The 15792-nt window shown below is 57.3% G+C and carries 11 protein-coding genes; 7 read left to right on the top strand and 4 right to left on the bottom strand.

Translation table 11 applies throughout. The features are described from left to right. The first annotated feature begins 32 nt into the window (after nucleotides 1-32). On the top strand, nucleotides 33-1946 hold the full coding sequence (locus PGR09_RS19985; protein ID WP_063415873.1) for a bifunctional 5-dehydro-2-deoxygluconokinase/5-dehydro-2-deoxyphosphogluconate aldolase: 1914 nt from the start codon (nucleotides 33-35) through the stop codon (nucleotides 1944-1946). Between the two features lie 148 nt (nucleotides 1947-2094). After that, nucleotides 2095-2949, top strand: coding sequence for a MurR/RpiR family transcriptional regulator (locus tag PGR09_RS19980; RefSeq protein WP_015368536.1), 855 nt, complete (start codon nucleotides 2095-2097; stop codon nucleotides 2947-2949). Nucleotides 2950-3033: 84 nt separating this feature from the next. Here the strand turns inward: PGR09_RS19980 and iolB are convergent, their stop codons facing one another. Next, nucleotides 3034-3834: a 5-deoxy-glucuronate isomerase gene (iolB, locus tag PGR09_RS19975; RefSeq protein ID WP_430916452.1), complete on the bottom strand. Its 801-nt coding sequence runs from the start codon at nucleotides 3832-3834 to the stop codon at nucleotides 3034-3036. 18 nt (nucleotides 3835-3852) lie between these two features. Continuing rightward, nucleotides 3853-5358: a CoA-acylating methylmalonate-semialdehyde dehydrogenase gene (locus PGR09_RS19970; RefSeq protein ID WP_015368538.1), complete on the bottom strand. Its 1506-nt coding sequence runs from the start codon at nucleotides 5356-5358 to the stop codon at nucleotides 3853-3855. Between the two features lie 355 nt (nucleotides 5359-5713). Here PGR09_RS19970 and PGR09_RS19965 point away from each other — a divergent pair, with 355 nt between their 5' ends. Together PGR09_RS19965 and PGR09_RS19960 are read left to right on the top strand one after the other, a co-directional pair. Beyond that, nucleotides 5714-6535: a TIM barrel protein gene (locus PGR09_RS19965; protein WP_315712406.1), complete on the top strand. Its 822-nt coding sequence runs from the start codon at nucleotides 5714-5716 to the stop codon at nucleotides 6533-6535. A gap of 87 nt (nucleotides 6536-6622) precedes the next feature. Beyond that, nucleotides 6623-8125, top strand: a complete 1503-nt coding sequence (locus tag PGR09_RS19960) for a helicase HerA-like C-terminal domain-containing protein (protein ID WP_430916451.1) — start codon at nucleotides 6623-6625, stop codon at nucleotides 8123-8125. Between the two features lie 142 nt (nucleotides 8126-8267). Here PGR09_RS19960 and lptG read toward each other — a convergent pair whose 3' ends face one another. Together lptG and lptF are read right to left on the bottom strand one after the other, a co-directional pair. Then, entirely contained in the window at nucleotides 8268-9350 is a 1083-nt protein-coding gene (gene lptG, locus PGR09_RS19955) for an LPS export ABC transporter permease LptG (protein WP_045394714.1), read from the bottom strand. Continuing rightward, the gene (gene lptF / locus PGR09_RS19950) at nucleotides 9350-10447 is read right to left on the bottom strand and encodes an LPS export ABC transporter permease LptF (protein WP_113374820.1); all 1098 of its coding nucleotides are present in this window, start codon (nucleotides 10445-10447) and stop codon (nucleotides 9350-9352) included. The genes lptG and lptF overlap by 1 nt, the downstream gene beginning before the upstream one ends. A 390-nt stretch (nucleotides 10448-10837) precedes the next feature. Between lptF and pepA the strand changes: the two genes are divergently transcribed. The 3 genes from pepA to PGR09_RS19935 all read left to right on the top strand — a co-directional run bounded on the left by pepA (nucleotide 10838) and on the right by PGR09_RS19935 (nucleotide 15769). Next, complete coding sequence (gene pepA, locus PGR09_RS19945; RefSeq protein ID WP_008807121.1) at nucleotides 10838-12349, top strand: leucyl aminopeptidase; 1512 nt, start codon at nucleotides 10838-10840, stop codon at nucleotides 12347-12349. 121 nt (nucleotides 12350-12470) lie between these two features. After that, nucleotides 12471-12914 carry a DNA polymerase III subunit chi gene (gene holC / locus PGR09_RS19940; RefSeq protein WP_020079783.1) on the top strand — a complete coding sequence of 148 codons (444 nt, stop codon included), beginning with the start codon at nucleotides 12471-12473 and terminating at the stop codon, nucleotides 12912-12914. Then, entirely contained in the window at nucleotides 12914-15769 is a 2856-nt protein-coding gene (locus PGR09_RS19935) for a valine--tRNA ligase (protein ID WP_045394712.1), read from the top strand. The genes holC and PGR09_RS19935 overlap by 1 nt, the downstream gene beginning before the upstream one ends. Nucleotides 15770-15792 lie beyond the last annotated feature (23 nt).

The raw sequence follows: 15792 nt of genomic DNA, 5'->3' as shown, positions 1-15792 counted from the left end.
TGGCAGCAAATATGCAAAAGGAAACCCAAGCGATGAATGCAGCAGTTAAGCGGCTCGACGTCATCTGTATTGGCCGGGTGGCCGTCGATCTCTACGCCCAGCAGATAGGGGCAAGGTTGGAAGATGTGGCGAGTTTCGCCAAATATCTCGGCGGCTCCTCAGGCAACGTCGCCTTTGGCACCGCGATTCAGGGGTTGAAATCAGCGATGCTGGCCCGCGTTGGCGATGAACACAACGGTCGCTTCCTGCGTGAAACCCTCAGCCGCGCAGGGGTCGATACCGAATACCTGATCACTGATAAAGACCGGCTGACCGCATTGGTGATGCTGGGAATCAAGGATCAGGATACCTTCCCGCTCATTTTCTACCGTGACAACTGCGCCGATATGGCGCTGACGCCTGACGATATTAATGAACAGTACATCGCTTCTTCCCGCGCTCTGGCGGTGACCGGCACGCATCTTTCACATGCCAATACCCGCGAAGCGGTGCTGAAAGCGCTGGAATACGCCCGCCGCCACGGTCTGCGTACCGCACTGGATATCGACTATCGCCCGGTGCTGTGGGGGCTGACTTCACTTGGCGACGGTGAAACGCGTTTCATTGAATCCGGACCGGTGACCCGCCAGCTGCAGGAAGTTCTGCATCTGTTCGATTTAGTCGTGGGCACCGAAGAGGAGTTTCATATTGCCGGCGGCAGTACCGACACCCTCACCGCGCTGAAAAACGTGCGCCACGCCACTAACGCGACGCTGGTCTGCAAGCGCGGGCCGATGGGTTGCGTGGTGCTGGAAGGCGCGATCCCGGATAGCTGGGATAGCGTCCCGCTGCAGCAGGGCGTTCGCGTCGAGGTGCTTAACGTGCTCGGCGCCGGCGACGCCTTTATGTCCGGCCTGCTGCGCGGCTGGCTGAATGATGAAGGCTGGGAACAGGCCTGCCGCTACGCCAACGCCTGCGGCGCGCTGGTGGTTTCGCGCCACGGCTGCGCGCCGGCGATGCCGACGAAAGTCGAACTTGATGATTATCTATCGCGGGCAGATGCCGTTCCGCGCCCGGATATCGATGCGCGGCTCAATCACTTGCACCGGGTGACCAGCCGCCGCCAGCCGTGGCCAGAGCTATGTATCTTCGCCTTTGACCACCGCAAACAACTGGCGGACCTGGCGTTAGAAACCGGCCGCGATCCGGCCTGCATTCCCCGGCTCAAGCTGCTACTGTTGGCAGCCGCCGAAGCCGCAGCCGCTGAGGCCGGGCTTGAACAGCGTAGCGGTATCCTGGCCGACGGCACCTACGGCCAGCGTGCGCTTAACGCCATTACCGGTAAAGGCTGGTGGATCGGCCGGCCGATCGAGCTCCCCAGTTCACGTCCGCTGCGCCTTGAGCATGGCAATATTGGCTCGCAGCTGATCGACTGGCCGCTGGAGCACGTCGTCAAATGTCTGGTCTTTTACCATCCGGACGATCCGGCGGCGCTGCGCGCCGAGCAGGACGCGCTGCTGCTGGAAGTATGGCAGGCCTGTAATAAGTCCGGGCACGAACTGCTGGTGGAAGTGATCCTACCGGAGAACGGGCCAGACAAAGACGAACGCCACTACCACACCATGCTGGAGCACTTCTATCAGTTAGGCATCCAGCCAGACTGGTGGAAGCTGCCGCCGCTGGCCAGCGCGCAGTGGGAGCGGATCTCCGCGCTTATCGAGCGTGAAGACCCGTGGTGTCGCGGGATCCTGCTCCTGGGGCTGGATGCGCCATCGGATCGTCTGCGCGCCGGTTTTGCCGAAGCGGCCAGACACCCAATGATCAAAGGCTTCGCCGTCGGCCGCACCATCTTTGGCCAACCTTCGCGCCGCTGGATGCAGGGCGAACTGGATGATGCTGCGCTGATCGATGAAGTAAAGCGTAACTATCTGCGGCTCATTGGCTACTGGCGCGAAGCGCGCGGCTAACCTCCTTCAGGCCCGCCTCTTCCTTGAAAATGGCGGGCCTGCGGTTTCTTCGTGAAATGAATCGCGTATTTCATCGCAAAAAATGAAAAATTCGCTTCATTTGGTACACTGGAAGCCATATTCCTTCCATTTTCTCAGAGCGCAACTTATGGCTAATAATCCGACCCAACTGACCATCCTGCAGGATGAAATCAGACGGCGCTACGACACGCTCAGCAAACGTCTGAAGCAGGTGGCGCGCTATATACTGGATAACAGTAATAGCGTTGCTTTCGATACCGTAGCCTCCATTGCGCAACAGGCTGACGTTCCGCCCTCAACGCTGATTCGCTTCGCTAACGCCTTTGGCTTTAGCGGCTTTAACGAAATGAAGCAGATGTTCAGGCAGCATCTGATGGAAGAGACCGCCAACTACACCGAGCGCGCGCGTCTGTTCCGCCAGACCACTAACGACGAAACGACGCCGCCGGAAACGCCGACGGAAATCCTCAACATGTTCAGCATGGTCAATACCCAGGCGCTGCAGCAACTGGCAATGCAGACCTCCGGCGAAGACCTCAACCGCGCGGTAGATTTACTGGCGGATGCGGAAAATATCTATGTCATCGGCCTGCGTCGTTCGTTCAGCGTCGCCTCTTACCTGACCTACGCGCTGCGCCATCTGGATCGCAAAGCCTTCCTGATTGACGGCCTCGGCGGGATGTTCACCGAGCAGCTCAGTCTGGTGGGGCCGAAGGATGTGGTCGTGGCGGTGAGTTTCTCGCCTTATGCCCGTGAAGTGGTGGAGCTGGTTGAGCTTGGCGCCCAGCGCAAGGCGCGACAAATCGCCATTACCGATAGCCAGGTAAGCCCGCTTGCCGCCTTCAGTGATGTGTGCTTTGTGGTGCGTGAAGCGCAGGTAGATGGTTTCCGTTCGCAGGTGGCCTCGCTGTGCCTGGCGCAGACGTTGGCGGTATCGCTGGCATTGAATAGCAGCAAAGAGCCACAGCAGCACCGCGCCTGATTACCCGTTGCGCTACGCTGTAAACAACGGCAATCAACAGACAAAAAAGCCGGGACATCCCCGGCTTTTCTCGTTTATCGCGCCCTATGAATAGCGATCGCTGTTGATCCAGGCGTGATCGTCTTCCCAGGTAAATAGCCACTTACGATCCGGCCCCGCCATTACGTTCAGATAGTAGCTGTTGTAACCGGCGATCGCCGCTACCGGATGATAGCCGCGCGGCACCATCACCACATCATGGTTATAGGGCGCCATACAGGCATCCAGGCTGCGGTCATCGGTGTACACTCGCTGAAAGGCAAAGCCTTGCGGCGGATCGAAGCGGTGGTAGTAGGTCTCTTCCAGCTGGGTTTCCTGCCCCGGCAGCGCGGTATCGTGCTTGTGCGATGGCCAGGAGCTAGTCGCCCCTTCTTCGGTGTAGACTTCCACCACCAGCAGGCAATCCGCCTGCGCATTATCCGGCAGAATATTGTGCACCAGGCGCTGGTTGCGCCCTTTACCGCGATGCTCTACGCCGACATCCTCAGGCCGTATCACTCGCGCCGGGAAGCTGCCTTTGCCCGGCGCGCTGCAAACCGCCAGCTCAAGATCGGAATCTGCAGTGACCTCGACCTTATCGTGCGGCGGCACATAGACCGAACACGGCGGCGTACGCTCGAATGGCGACATGCGTTTACCAAGGTCGGGAAAATCGGCGTGCTGAGTTTTGATCGAGGCCAGCCCGGAAACCAGTACCAGACATAGCTCACGCTCGCCGCTCTCCAGAGTCACGGTTTGCCCCTGTTTTAACATCCAGACATCAAAGCCAATATACTGCCACCCCGCGCTCTGCGGGGTGATGTGCTGGATATGTCCCTCTTTTTGCGCTTTAGCCAATAACGACATAGCGTTCTCCTTCGCCGATTAACCTAACGTCGGCATACTGAATTCAGATACGGTTTGCTGCCCCTGCGGCCAGCGCACGGTGGCAGTTTTCATACGGGTATAGAAGCGGACGCCGTCCGGCCCGTGGACGTTCAGCGCGCCAAATACCGAGCGCTTCCAGCCGCCGAAGCTATGGAAGGCCATCGGCACCGGCACCGGTACGTTGACGCCAACCATGCCGGCCTGTACGTCATGGACGAACTCGCGGGCGGTATGGCCGTTGCTGGTAAAGACGGCGCTGCCGTTGCCAAATTCATGGCTGTTAACCAGCGCCAGCGCACTTTGGTAATCAGCGACGCGAACGATCCCCAGCACCGGACCAAATATCTCTTCGCGCCAGATGGTCATTTCAGGAGTGACGTGGTCAAACAGCGTACCGCCAACGTAATATCCGTCCTCATGCCCGGCTACGCGCAGCCTGCGGCCATCCACCACCAACGACGCCCCTTCGCTGACGCCCTTATCAATATAGCCGAGTACTTTTTTCTGATGCGCTTCGGATACCACCGGCCCCATTTCGTTTTCGTCTTTGCCGCGCAGGCAGCCGGGACCGACTTTCAGCGACTCAACTAATGGTTTCAGGCGGGCGATTAACTTATCTGCGGTCTCGTCACCGACGGCCACCACTACCGGCAGGGCCATACAGCGCTCGCCAGCGGAACCATACGCGCCGCCCATAATGGCATTCACGGTCGCATCAAGATCGGCGTCCGGCATCACGATGGCATGGTTTTTCGCCGCGCCAAACGCCTGGACGCGTTTTCCGTGAGCGCTGGCGGTTTTATAGATATATTCCGCCACGCCGGAGGAGCCGACAAAGCTGACGGCGGCAATACGCGGGTCGGTATAAAGCTGCTCGGCATCTTCATTGCTGCAATGGATGACGTTAAAGACGCCATCCGGCAGACCGGCTTCTTTCAGTAACTCAGCCATGCGTACCGCCGCGGTTGGCGCCAGCGCCGGTGGTTTCAGCACGAAGCTGTTGCCGCAGGCCAGCGCGATGGGGAACATCCACATCGGCACCATCGCCGGGAAATTAAACGGCGTTATCCCCGCCACCACGCCCAGCGGCTGCATGAGCGAATAGCTGTCGACGCCGGTACCCACGTCGGAAGAAAACTCACCTTTAATGAGATGCGGAATACCGCAGGCGAACTCAACCACTTCCATGCCGCGGGTCAGCTCGCCCAACGCATCGGACCACACTTTGCCGTGCTCGCTAACGATAATTCCCGCCAGTTCATCGACGTGCTGTTCGAGCAGCATTTTAAAATTGAACAGCACGCGGGCGCGGCGCAACGGCGTGGTACGGGACCAGCTGTCAAAAGCGTCGCGAGCGACCTGGATTGCGTCGGAAACCTCCTGCGCGGTGGAAAGCGTGACTTCGCGAACTACATCGCCAGTGGCCGGGTCGTACACCGGCATCGTTTCGCGGCTGCTGCTGGTTACCGTTTTCCCACCAATAAAGTTACCTGTGATAGTCATCTTCTCGCCTCATAGTGTAGAAGGCCGTTCAAGTTACGGCCCGTCGCTGATTGTGCTGTGCTATAACCGTAGTAAAATGAAATTTATATTTCAATAAACAGATAAAATGAAATTCCACTTTGGTGATAGCTGTCGCATTTTTCAGCAAGCCTCTCTCTATGTGATTTCATATCACAGCAGTATAGAAGGTGAGATTTTATGCGGTTAGCTTTGATGTAAACCATGAAATGGCGCAGCAACTATTTTGCGATCGTGCTCAAATAACCATCATTTCATCCATTGCTAATGATGAAATAAACATTTTAACTATCTGGCAATCGAACTAAACCAGTCAACATCTTGTCAGGAGTGTCAAATGGCCATTGCCCCGCAGCGTTTCTGTATCAATCGTAAAATTGCGCCGTCGCTCAGCATTGAGGCGTTTTTCCGTCTGGTGAGCGAACTCGGGCTGCATAAGGTCGAGCTGCGTAATGATTTACCCAGCGGTAAAGTCACCGACGCGCTTACCCACCAGCAGGTGCGCAGGCTGGCCGACCGATACCAGCTTGAAATTCTGACGATCAACGCCGTCTATCCCTTCAACCGCCGCAGCGCTGAAGTACGTCACCTGACGGAGTCGCTGCTAAAAGAGGCGCAGGCTATTGGCGCCAAATCGCTGGTGATGTGCCCGTTAAACGATGGCACCACCGTAGCGCCGCAAGAAACGCTTGCCGCTATGCGCGAGCTGGCGCCGCTGTTCGAACAATATGGCATTCAGGGTCTGGTCGAGCCGCTGGGCTTCCCACAAAGTTCGCTGCGCTCGGCGGCGCAGGCGCAGGCGCTTATTCGCGACGCCCAGGTACCGTTTAAGATATTAATTGATACTTTCCACCATCATCTTTATCCACAAGCTGAAGAGGAATTCAGCCAGCTGGACATTACTGATATAGGCCTGGTGCATCTCTCCGGCGTCGACGATCCCCGCCCGCGCGAACAGTTGACCGACGACGAGCGCATCATGCTGACACCACAAGATAGGCTGCTGACCTGCCAGCAGATAAAACATCTCGAAGCCCGCGGATATCGTGGCGATTACGCCTTCGAGCCTTTCGCCCCGCAGCTGGCGTCATGGCGTGAAGAGGATATTCGCCGCGAGATTGAACAGAGCATTGCGCTGATTCAACGCCACTGCGCGTGAGATTAAACGTTGAGAGTTATCGATTTCCTCCCTCTTTTTGCTGTCAGGTTGCCTATAATCGACGCAGGATAAATGGAGGAATCGATCATGAGCTCACCCCTGCTAATTGCACGCACGCTGGACAAACAGCTCCACCTGCTGCCGGCAATGGCCAACCGTCACGGCTTAATTACCGGCGCCACCGGCACCGGTAAAACCGTTACTCTGCAAAAGCTGGCGGAGTCGTTTTCTGAGATCGGCGTGCCGGTCTTTATGGCCGATGTGAAAGGCGACCTGACCGGTATCGCGGAGGCAGGCCAGAGCTCTGAGAAACTTCAGGCGCGTCTGGAAAAAATCGGCGTTACCGACTGGGAGCCGCACGCCAACCCGGTGGTTGTTTGGAATATCTTTGGTGAAAAGGGCCACCCGGTGCGCGCCACGGTATCTGACCTCGGCCCCCTGCTGCTCGCCCGCTTGCTCAACCTGAATGAAGTACAAAGCGGCGTGCTGAACATTATTTTCCGTATCGCTGACGATCGCGGTCTGCTGCTGCTCGACTTTAAAGATCTTCGCGCCATTACCCAGTTTATTGGCGATAACGCCAAAGCTTTCCAGAATCAGTACGGCAACATCAGCAGCGCGTCGGTAGGCGCTATCCAACGTGGGCTGTTGACCCTGGAGCAGCAAGGCGCAGAGCACTTCTTCGGCGAACCGATGCTGGATATTCAGGACTGGATGCGTGTCGATGCCAGCGGTAAAGGGGTGATTAATATCCTCAGCGCCGAAAAGCTCTATCAGATGCCGAAGCTGTACGCCGCCAGCCTGCTGTGGATGCTCTCCGAACTCTACGAGCGCCTGCCGGAAGCCGGCGACCTCGAAAAACCGAAGCTGGTGTTCTTCTTCGACGAAGCCCACCTGCTGTTTAACGATGCGCCGCAGGTACTGCTGGATAAAATCGAGCAGGTGATTCGCCTTATCCGTTCTAAAGGAGTCGGCGTCTATTTTGTCTCGCAGAATCCGTCGGATATCCCGGATGCCGTGCTCGGCCAGTTGGGCAACCGCGTGCAGCATGCCCTGCGAGCCTTTACCCCGAAGGATCAAAAAGCGGTGAAGACCGCCGCCCAGACCATGCGCGCCAATCCGGCGTTCAGTACCGAGCAGGCCATTCAGGAGCTCGGTACCGGCGAAGCGCTGATCTCCTTCCTCGACGAAAAAGGCAGCCCGTCGGTCGTCGAGCGTGCGATGGTCATCGCCCCATGTTCACGGATGGGGCCGGTCAGCGATGATGAGCGTAATGGCCTGATTAACCACTCGGCGCTGTACGGCAAGTATGAAGAAGAGATTGACCGCGAGTCGGCCTTCGAAATGCTGCAAAAAGGGGTGCAGGTCGCCACAGAGCAGCAGTCGGCACCGCCGGCAAAAGGCCAACAAAGCGGCGATGACGACGGGCTGCTCGGCGGACTGAAAGATATTCTGTTCGGCACGACCGGCCCGCGCGGCGGTAAACGAGACGGTATCGTACAGACCGCGGCCAAAAGCGCCGTACGTCAGGTCACCAACCAGATTGTCCGCGGCATGCTGGGCAGCCTGCTTGGCGGAAGGCGCCGTTAACGTCAGTGTCGAGCCCCGGATTGCGGCGCGCTGCGTCCGATCCGGGCGACAACAATACAGGGCATTACACTGCGGATAGCCACTCAAACGGCAGGCACAAAAAACCCGGCGTTGCTTGCGCTTGGCCGGGTCATTTATCGAACTACGCTTTTCTCATCATCAGCCAAAGGCTTATCAGGAAGAAGCTTGCGCTTGGCAGCAGCGCGCCGATGATTGGCGGTATGCCGTAAACCAGCGTCAGTGGGCCAAATATCTGGTCGAGGACGTAGAAGATAAAGCCAAAGCTAATCCCGGTAACAACCCTCACGCCCATCGCCACGCTCCGCAATGGACCAAAAATAAACGACAGCGCCATCAGCATCATCACGGCCACCGACAGCGGCTGGAAGATTTTGCTCCACATGTTGAGCTGGTAACGGCCCGGATCCTGACCGCTGGACTTCAGATAGGTCACGTAGTTATGCAGGCCGCTGATTGACAGCGCATCCGGATCCAGCGCAACCACGCCGAGTTTATCCGGCGTTAGTTTGGTCTTCCAGGTACCGCTGACCATCTGGGTGCCGGTTACCTGCTTCGGATCGGTCAGGTCGGACTCATCAACCTGCGACAGACGCCAAACCTTAGCTTCATTATCAAACTTAGCGGAAGCGGCGTAACGGACAGATTGCAGACGACGGTTATCGTTAAACTGGTAGATGCTCACCCCGCCCAGCTCATCGTTACCCTTTACTCGTTCAATGTAGACAAAATTATGCCCGTCTTTCGCCCACAAACCCTGCTGGGTCGACAGCAGCGAACCGCCGTACATCTGCTGCGCTCGGTAGTTACGCGCCATCTGTTCGCCCTGCGGCGCCACCCATTCACCCATCGCCATGGTCAACAACACCAGCGGGATCGCCGTTTTCATCACCGCCAGCGCCACCTGCATACGGGTAAAGCCGGAAGCCTGCATCACCACCAGTTCGCTACGCTGCGCCAGCATCCCCAGCCCCAGCAAAGCCCCAAGCAGGGCCGCCATCGGGAAGAAGATTTGCACATCTTTTGGCACGCTGAGAATGGTATAGAGTCCTGCTCCCAGCGCATCATAGCTGCCCTGCCCGGCTTTTTTCAGCTGGTCGACAAACTTAATAATGCCGGAGAGCGACACCAGCATGAACAGCGTCATCATGATGGTGTTAAAAATGGTTTTACCGATATAGCGGTCAAGTACGCCAAACGCCTGCATCACACCGCTCCTTTATTAAACCGGGCACGGAAACGACGCATCGGCACCGTATCCCACAGGTTAAGCAGCACCGCCAGCGCGAAGTAGAGCAGGTTCACGCCCCACATCCAGATGGCGGGGTCCATTTTGCCTTTACCCGCGTTCGATTTGATCGACGTTTGCAGCAGGAAAAACACCAGATACAGCAGCATCGCCGGCAGCATCGACAGCACGCGGCCCTGACGCGGGTTCACCACGCTGAGCGGGACAACCATCAGCGCCATCATGAACACCGCCGCCACCAGCGTGAAGCGCCAGTGCAGTTCGGCGCGGGCGCGATCGGTGTCGGTACGCCACAGGGTGCGCATATTCATCTGTTCGGTGTCGCTGGGATCGGCCGCTACCGCCTGATGGCCAATAACCGCCTGGTAGTTTTTGAAGTCGGTAATACGGAAATCGCGCAGCATCGCCGTGCCTTCAAAACGCGTCCCCTGGGTCATGGTGACCACCTGGGAGCCGTCTTTTTTCTGCGACAGCTCGCCGGAATCCGCCACCACCACGGAAGGACGCGCGTTGCCTTTAGGCCGCAGTTGCGCCAGGAACACGTCGCTAAAGCGGTTGCCGTTGACGTTTTCGATAAACAGCACCGCGCTGCCGTCGCTGGCCTGCTGGAACTGGCCCTGAGCCAGCGCCGCCATTCCAGGGTTGGCTTTGGCTTCCGCCAGTACTTCGTCCTGATGGCGCGACGACCACGGCCCCGCCCACATCACGTTGACCGCCGCGACGGCGCCGGTAAACAGGGCGAGGATCATCGCCGCCTTAATCAATACGGCTTTACTTAAGCCGCAGGCGTGCATCACCGTAATTTCACTTTCGGTATACAGTTTGCCGAGCGTCATCAACAGCCCGAGGAAAAGACTCAGGGGCAGAATGAGCTGCGCCATTTCCGGTACGCCCAGCCCTAACAGCGAGAGCACCAGGTTGGTCGGGATATCGCCATCTACTGCGGCGCCGAGGATCCTGACGAGTTTCTGACAGAAGAAAATCAGCAACAGGATGAATAGGATCGCCAACTGGCTTTTCAGCGTCTCACGAACCAGATATCTTATGATTATCACTATAAATACGCCCGTAAAAACCCGTCTTATTGCAGGAAAATTGCTTGTTTCATGGCTTAAACGTCATTTATTCTCTTTTGTCGTCGAAAACATCGCTAAGATTAAATGACTCATCGGTTCTGCGTATCAGGATCTTTTCTGACGAACCAAAGCCGTAATAACGTTAAGATTAACACGAAGTCACCGCAACAGCGGACATGAGTTACGAAAGCTTGCAATTATATACTCAATGGATTTCGAGTTGTAGAAAGGCGGCAGGACTGTGAAGCCCCGGAGCGGCATCAGCCAGCGTCAGGGGTAAGCAGGCGTAGCCAACGCATCTGCAACTGGAAAGGCGACGAGTATAGCCGTAGCCACCACTGTTGTCTTTAAGATTCAGGAGCATAGTGCATGGAGTTCAGTGTAAAAAGCGGTAGCCCGGAGAAGCAGCGGAGTGCCTGTATCGTGGTCGGCGTCTTCGAACCACGTCGCCTCTCCCCCATCGCCGAACAACTCGATAAAATCAGCGACGGTTACATCAGCGCCCTGCTGCGTCGCGGCGAGCTCGAAGGCAAGCCTGGCCAGACCTTGTTACTGCACCATGTGCCGAACATCCTGTCTGAGCGCATTCTGCTCATCGGCTGTGGTAAAGAGCGCGAACTGGATGAACGTCAGTATAAACAAGTTATTCAGAAAACCATTAATACTCTGAATGACACTGGTTCGATGGAAGCCGTCTGCTTCCTGACCGAACTGCACGTTAAAGGTCGCAACAACTACTGGAAAGTTCGCCAGGCCGTTGAAACCGCCAAAGAGACGCTGTACAGCTTCGATCAGTTGAAGACCAACAAAAGCGAGCCGCGTCGTCCGCTGCGTAAAATGGTCTTCAACGTGCCGACTCGCCGCGAGCTCACCAGCGGCGAACGCGCCATTCAACATGGCCTGGCGATCGCAGCCGGTATCAAAGCGGCGAAAGACCTCGGCAACATGCCGCCGAATATCTGTAACGCGGCTTACCTTGCTTCCCAGGCGCGCCAGTTGGCCGACACTTACAGCAAGAATGTTATCACCCGCGTGATCGGCGAACAGCAGATGCGCGAGCTGGGGATGAACTCCTATCTCGCCGTCGGTAACGGTTCGCAGAACGAGTCGCTGATGTCGGTCATCGAGTATAAAGGCAACCCGTCTGAAGACGCGCGCCCTATCGTGCTGGTCGGTAAAGGCCTGACCTTCGACTCCGGCGGTATCTCCATCAAGCCTGCCGAAGGCATGGACGAGATGAAGTACGACATGTGCGGCGCGGCGGCGGTTTACGGCGTAATGCGAATGGTTGCCGAGCTGCAGCTGCCGCTCAACGTCATCGGCGTGCTGGCGGGTTGTGAAAACATGCCTGGCGGCCGCGCGTATCGCCCGGGCGATGTTCTGACCACCATGTCCGGACAGACCGTTGAAGTGCTGAATACCGATGCCGAAGGCCGTCTGGTGCTGTGCGACGTGTTGACCTACGTTGAGCGCTTCGAACCGGAAGCGGTTATCGATGTCGCAACGCTGACCGGCGCCTGCGTGATTGCCCTCGGTCATCACATCACCGGCCTGATGTCGAACCATAACCCGCTGGCTCATGAGCTGATCGGCGCCTCCGAACTGGCCGGCGACCGCGCATGGCGTCTGCCGCTGGCCGACGAGTTCCAGGATCAGCTGGAGTCCAACTTTGCGGATATGGCCAACATCGGCGGCCGTCCTGGCGGCGCGATTACCGCTGGCTGCTTCCTGTCACGCTTCACCCGCAAGTACAACTGGGCGCACCTCGACATCGCCGGTACCGCCTGGCGTTCCGGGAAGGCCAAAGGCGCAACCGGTCGTCCGGTGGCGCTGCTGTCTCAGTTCCTGCTCAATCGTGCGGGTTTTAACGGCGAAGAGTGATTGCCGTCTGATGCCCGGTGGCGCTACGCTTACCGGGCCGACGGAAAGATGCCGTTTGTAGGCCGGGTAAGCGTAGCGCCACCCGGCTTTGCATTTAAATCCACAACAAGAAGCCCCATATATGAAAAACGCAACGTTCTATCTTCTGGACAACGAAGACACCGTCGACGAGCTCAGCGCCGTCGAACAGCTGGTGTGTGAAATTGCCGCAGAACGTTGGCGCAACGGCAAGCGCGTATTGATCGCCTGTGAAGATGAACAGCAGGCTATTCGCCTCGACGAAGCGCTGTGGACGCGGCCGCCGGAGAGCTTTGTACCGCATAACCTGGCGGGCGAAGGCCCGAGAGGCGGCGCGCCGGTAGAAATTGCCTGGCCGCAAAAGCGCAACAGCAGTCCGCGGGATATTCTTATCAGCCTGCGGCTAAACTTTGCAGATTTTGCCACCGCTTTCACAGAAGTGATAGACTTTGTCCCTTACGAAGATTCTCTGAAACAACTGGCGCGCGAACGCTATAAAGCGTACCGCATGGCTGGTTTCAACCTGAACACGGCAACCTGGAAATAATGGAAAAGACATACAACCCACAAGATATCGAACAGCCGCTTTACGAGCACTGGGAAAAGCAGGGCTATTTCAAACCGAATGGTGATGAAAGCCAGGAGAGCTTCTGCATCATGATCCCGCCGCCGAACGTCACCGGCAGTTTGCATATGGGTCATGCCTTCCAGCAAACCATCATGGATACCATGATTCGCTACCAGCGCATGCAGGGTAAAAACACCCTGTGGCAGGCCGGTACCGACCACGCGGGTATCGCCACCCAGATGGTGGTTGAGCGTAAGATTGCCGCTGAAGAAGGTAAAACCCGCCACGACTACGGTCGCGATGCCTTCATCGATAAAATCTGGCAGTGGAAAGCGGAATCCGGCGGCACTATTACCCGCCAGATGCGCCGCCTCGGCAACTCCGTAGACTGGGAGCGCGAGCGCTTCACAATGGACGAAGGCCTGTCCAACGCGGTGAAAGAGGTCTTCGTTCGCCTGTACAAAGAAGACCTGATTTATCGCGGCAAGCGCCTGGTGAACTGGGACCCGAAACTGCGCACCGCCATCTCTGACCTGGAAGTAGAGAACCGCGAATCGAAAGGTTCCATGTGGCACATCCGCTATCCGCTGGCCGATGGCGCGAAAACCGCTGACGGTAAAGATTACCTGGTGGTCGCCACCACTCGTCCGGAAACCCTGCTGGGCGATACCGGCGTGGCCGTAAACCCGGAAGACCCGCGCTACAAAGACCTGATTGGTAAATTCGTGGTGCTGCCGCTGGTTAACCGCCGCATTCCGATTGTTGGCGACGAACACGCCGATATGGAAAAAGGCACCGGCTGCGTGAAAATCACCCCAGCGCACGACTTTAACGACTACGAAGTTGGCCGCCGTCATCAGCTGCCGATGATTAATATTTTGACCTTTGATGGCGACATCCGCGAAAGCGCGGAAGTCTACGATACCAAAGGCAATGAATCCGACGTCTATTCCAACGAGATCCCGGCTGAATTCCAGAAGATGGAACGTTTTGCCGCGCGTAAAGCGATGGTTGCCGCCGTCGACGCGCTGGGCCTGCTGGAAGAAATCAAACCGCACGACCTGACCGTGCCTTACGGCGACCGCGGCGGCGTGGTTATCGAACCGATGCTGACCGACCAGTGGTACGTGCGTGCGGACGTGCTGGCCAAGCCGGCAGTTGAAGCCGTTGAGAATGGCGACATTCAGTTCGTGCCGAAGCAGTACGAAAACATGTACTTCTCCTGGATGCGCGATATTCAGGATTGGTGTATTTCCCGTCAGCTGTGGTGGGGTCACCGCATCCCGGCATGGTATGACAACGACGGCAACGTCTACGTTGGCCGTAGCGAAGACGAAGTGCGTCAGGAAAACAACCTGAGCGCCGACGTTGCCCTGCGTCAGGACGAAGATGTTCTGGATACCTGGTTCTCTTCCGCGCTATGGACCTTCTCCACCCTCGGTTGGCCGGAAAACACCGACGCGCTACGTCAGTTCCACCCGACCAGCGTGATGGTGTCCGGCTTCGACATTATCTTCTTCTGGATTGCCCGCATGATCATGATGACCATGCACTTCATCAAAGATGAAAACGGCAAGCCGCAGGTTCCGTTTAAGACCGTCTACATGACCGGCCTTATCCGCGACGACGAAGGCCAGAAGATGTCCAAATCCAAGGGTAACGTCATTGACCCGCTGGATATGGTTGACGGCATCACCTTGCCGGAGCTGCTGGAGAAACGTACCGGCAACATGATGCAGCCGCAACTGGCGGAAAAAATCCGCAAGCGTACCGAGAAACAGTTCCCGAACGGCATCGAGCCGCACGGCACTGACGCCCTGCGCTTTACCCTGGCGGCGCTGGCCTCTACCGGCCGCGACATCAACTGGGATATGAAGCGTCTGGAAGGTTACCGTAACTTCTGCAACAAGCTGTGGAACGCCAGCCGCTTCGTGCTGATGAATACCGAAGATCAGGATTGCGGTTTCAACGGCGGCGAGATGGTGCTGTCCCTGGCCGACCGCTGGATCCTGGCTGAATTCAACCAGACCGTGAAAGCGTACCGCGAAGCGCTGGATAACTTCCGCTTCGATATCGCCGCGGGCATCCTGTATGAGTTCACCTGGAACCAGTTCTGCGACTGGTACCTCGAACTGACCAAGCCGGTCATGAACGGTGGCAGCGAAGCGGAACTGCGCGGCACTCGCCATACGCTGGTGACCGTGCTGGAAGGTCTGCTGCGCCTGGCGCATCCGATCATCCCGTTCATCACGGAAACCATCTGGCAACGCGTGAAGGTCATTTGCGGTATTAACGCTGACACCATCATGCTGCAGCCGTTCCCGCAGTATGAGGCTTCTCAGGTTGATGAAGCGGCGCTGGCGGATACCGAATGGCTGAAGCAGGCGATCGTTGCCGTACGTAACATCCGGGCGGAAATGAATATTGCTCCGGGTAAACCGCTGGAACTGCTGCTGCGCGGCTGTAGCAAAGATGCCGAGCGTCGTGTTAACGACAACCGCAGCTTCCTGCTGAACCTGGCGCGTCTGGAAAGCATCACCGTGCTGCCTGCCGATGATAAAGGTCCAGTTTCCGTGACCAAGATTATCGACGGCGCCGAGCTGCTGATCCCGATGGCGGGTCTTATCGACAAAGAAGCCGAGCTGGCGCGTCTGGCAAAAGAAGTGGCGAAAGTCGAAGCGGAAATCGGCCGTATCGAAAGCAAGCTGTCCAACGAAGGCTTTGTGGCCCGCGCGCCGGAAGCGGTTATCGCCAAAGAGCGTGAGAAGCTGGAAGGCTATGCAGAAGCGAAAGCGAAACTGATTGAACAGCAGGCGGTGATCGCCGCGCTGTAATAACTCGCCAAAGCATAAAAAGC

The sequence above is a fragment of the Klebsiella sp. 141251 genome (genome assembly GCF_050600725.1).
GTDB classification, from domain to species: domain Bacteria; phylum Pseudomonadota; class Gammaproteobacteria; order Enterobacterales; family Enterobacteriaceae; genus Klebsiella; species Klebsiella aerogenes.
This window is presented reverse-complemented; position numbering and strand designations above follow the sequence as displayed.

What these genes read in the sequence shown, in the direction of transcription:
- PGR09_RS19985 (WP_063415873.1), top strand. Translation starts at nt 33, where the DNA reads ATGAATGCAGCAGTTAAGCGGCTCGACGTCATCTGTATTGGCCGGGTG.
- PGR09_RS19980 (WP_015368536.1), top strand. Translation starts at nt 2,095, where the DNA reads ATGGCTAATAATCCGACCCAACTGACCATCCTGCAGGATGAAATCAGA.
- iolB (WP_430916452.1), bottom strand. Translation starts at nt 3,834, where the DNA reads ATGTCGTTATTGGCTAAAGCGCAAAAAGAGGGACATATCCAGCACATC.
- PGR09_RS19970 (WP_015368538.1), bottom strand. Translation starts at nt 5,358, where the DNA reads ATGACTATCACAGGTAACTTTATTGGTGGGAAAACGGTAACCAGCAGC.
- PGR09_RS19965 (WP_315712406.1), top strand. Translation starts at nt 5,714, where the DNA reads ATGGCCATTGCCCCGCAGCGTTTCTGTATCAATCGTAAAATTGCGCCG.
- PGR09_RS19960 (WP_430916451.1), top strand. Translation starts at nt 6,623, where the DNA reads ATGAGCTCACCCCTGCTAATTGCACGCACGCTGGACAAACAGCTCCAC.
- lptG (WP_045394714.1), bottom strand. Translation starts at nt 9,350, where the DNA reads ATGCAGGCGTTTGGCGTACTTGACCGCTATATCGGTAAAACCATTTTT.
- pepA (WP_008807121.1), top strand. Translation starts at nt 10,838, where the DNA reads ATGGAGTTCAGTGTAAAAAGCGGTAGCCCGGAGAAGCAGCGGAGTGCC.
- holC (WP_020079783.1), top strand. Translation starts at nt 12,471, where the DNA reads ATGAAAAACGCAACGTTCTATCTTCTGGACAACGAAGACACCGTCGAC.
- PGR09_RS19935 (WP_045394712.1), top strand. Translation starts at nt 12,914, where the DNA reads ATGGAAAAGACATACAACCCACAAGATATCGAACAGCCGCTTTACGAG.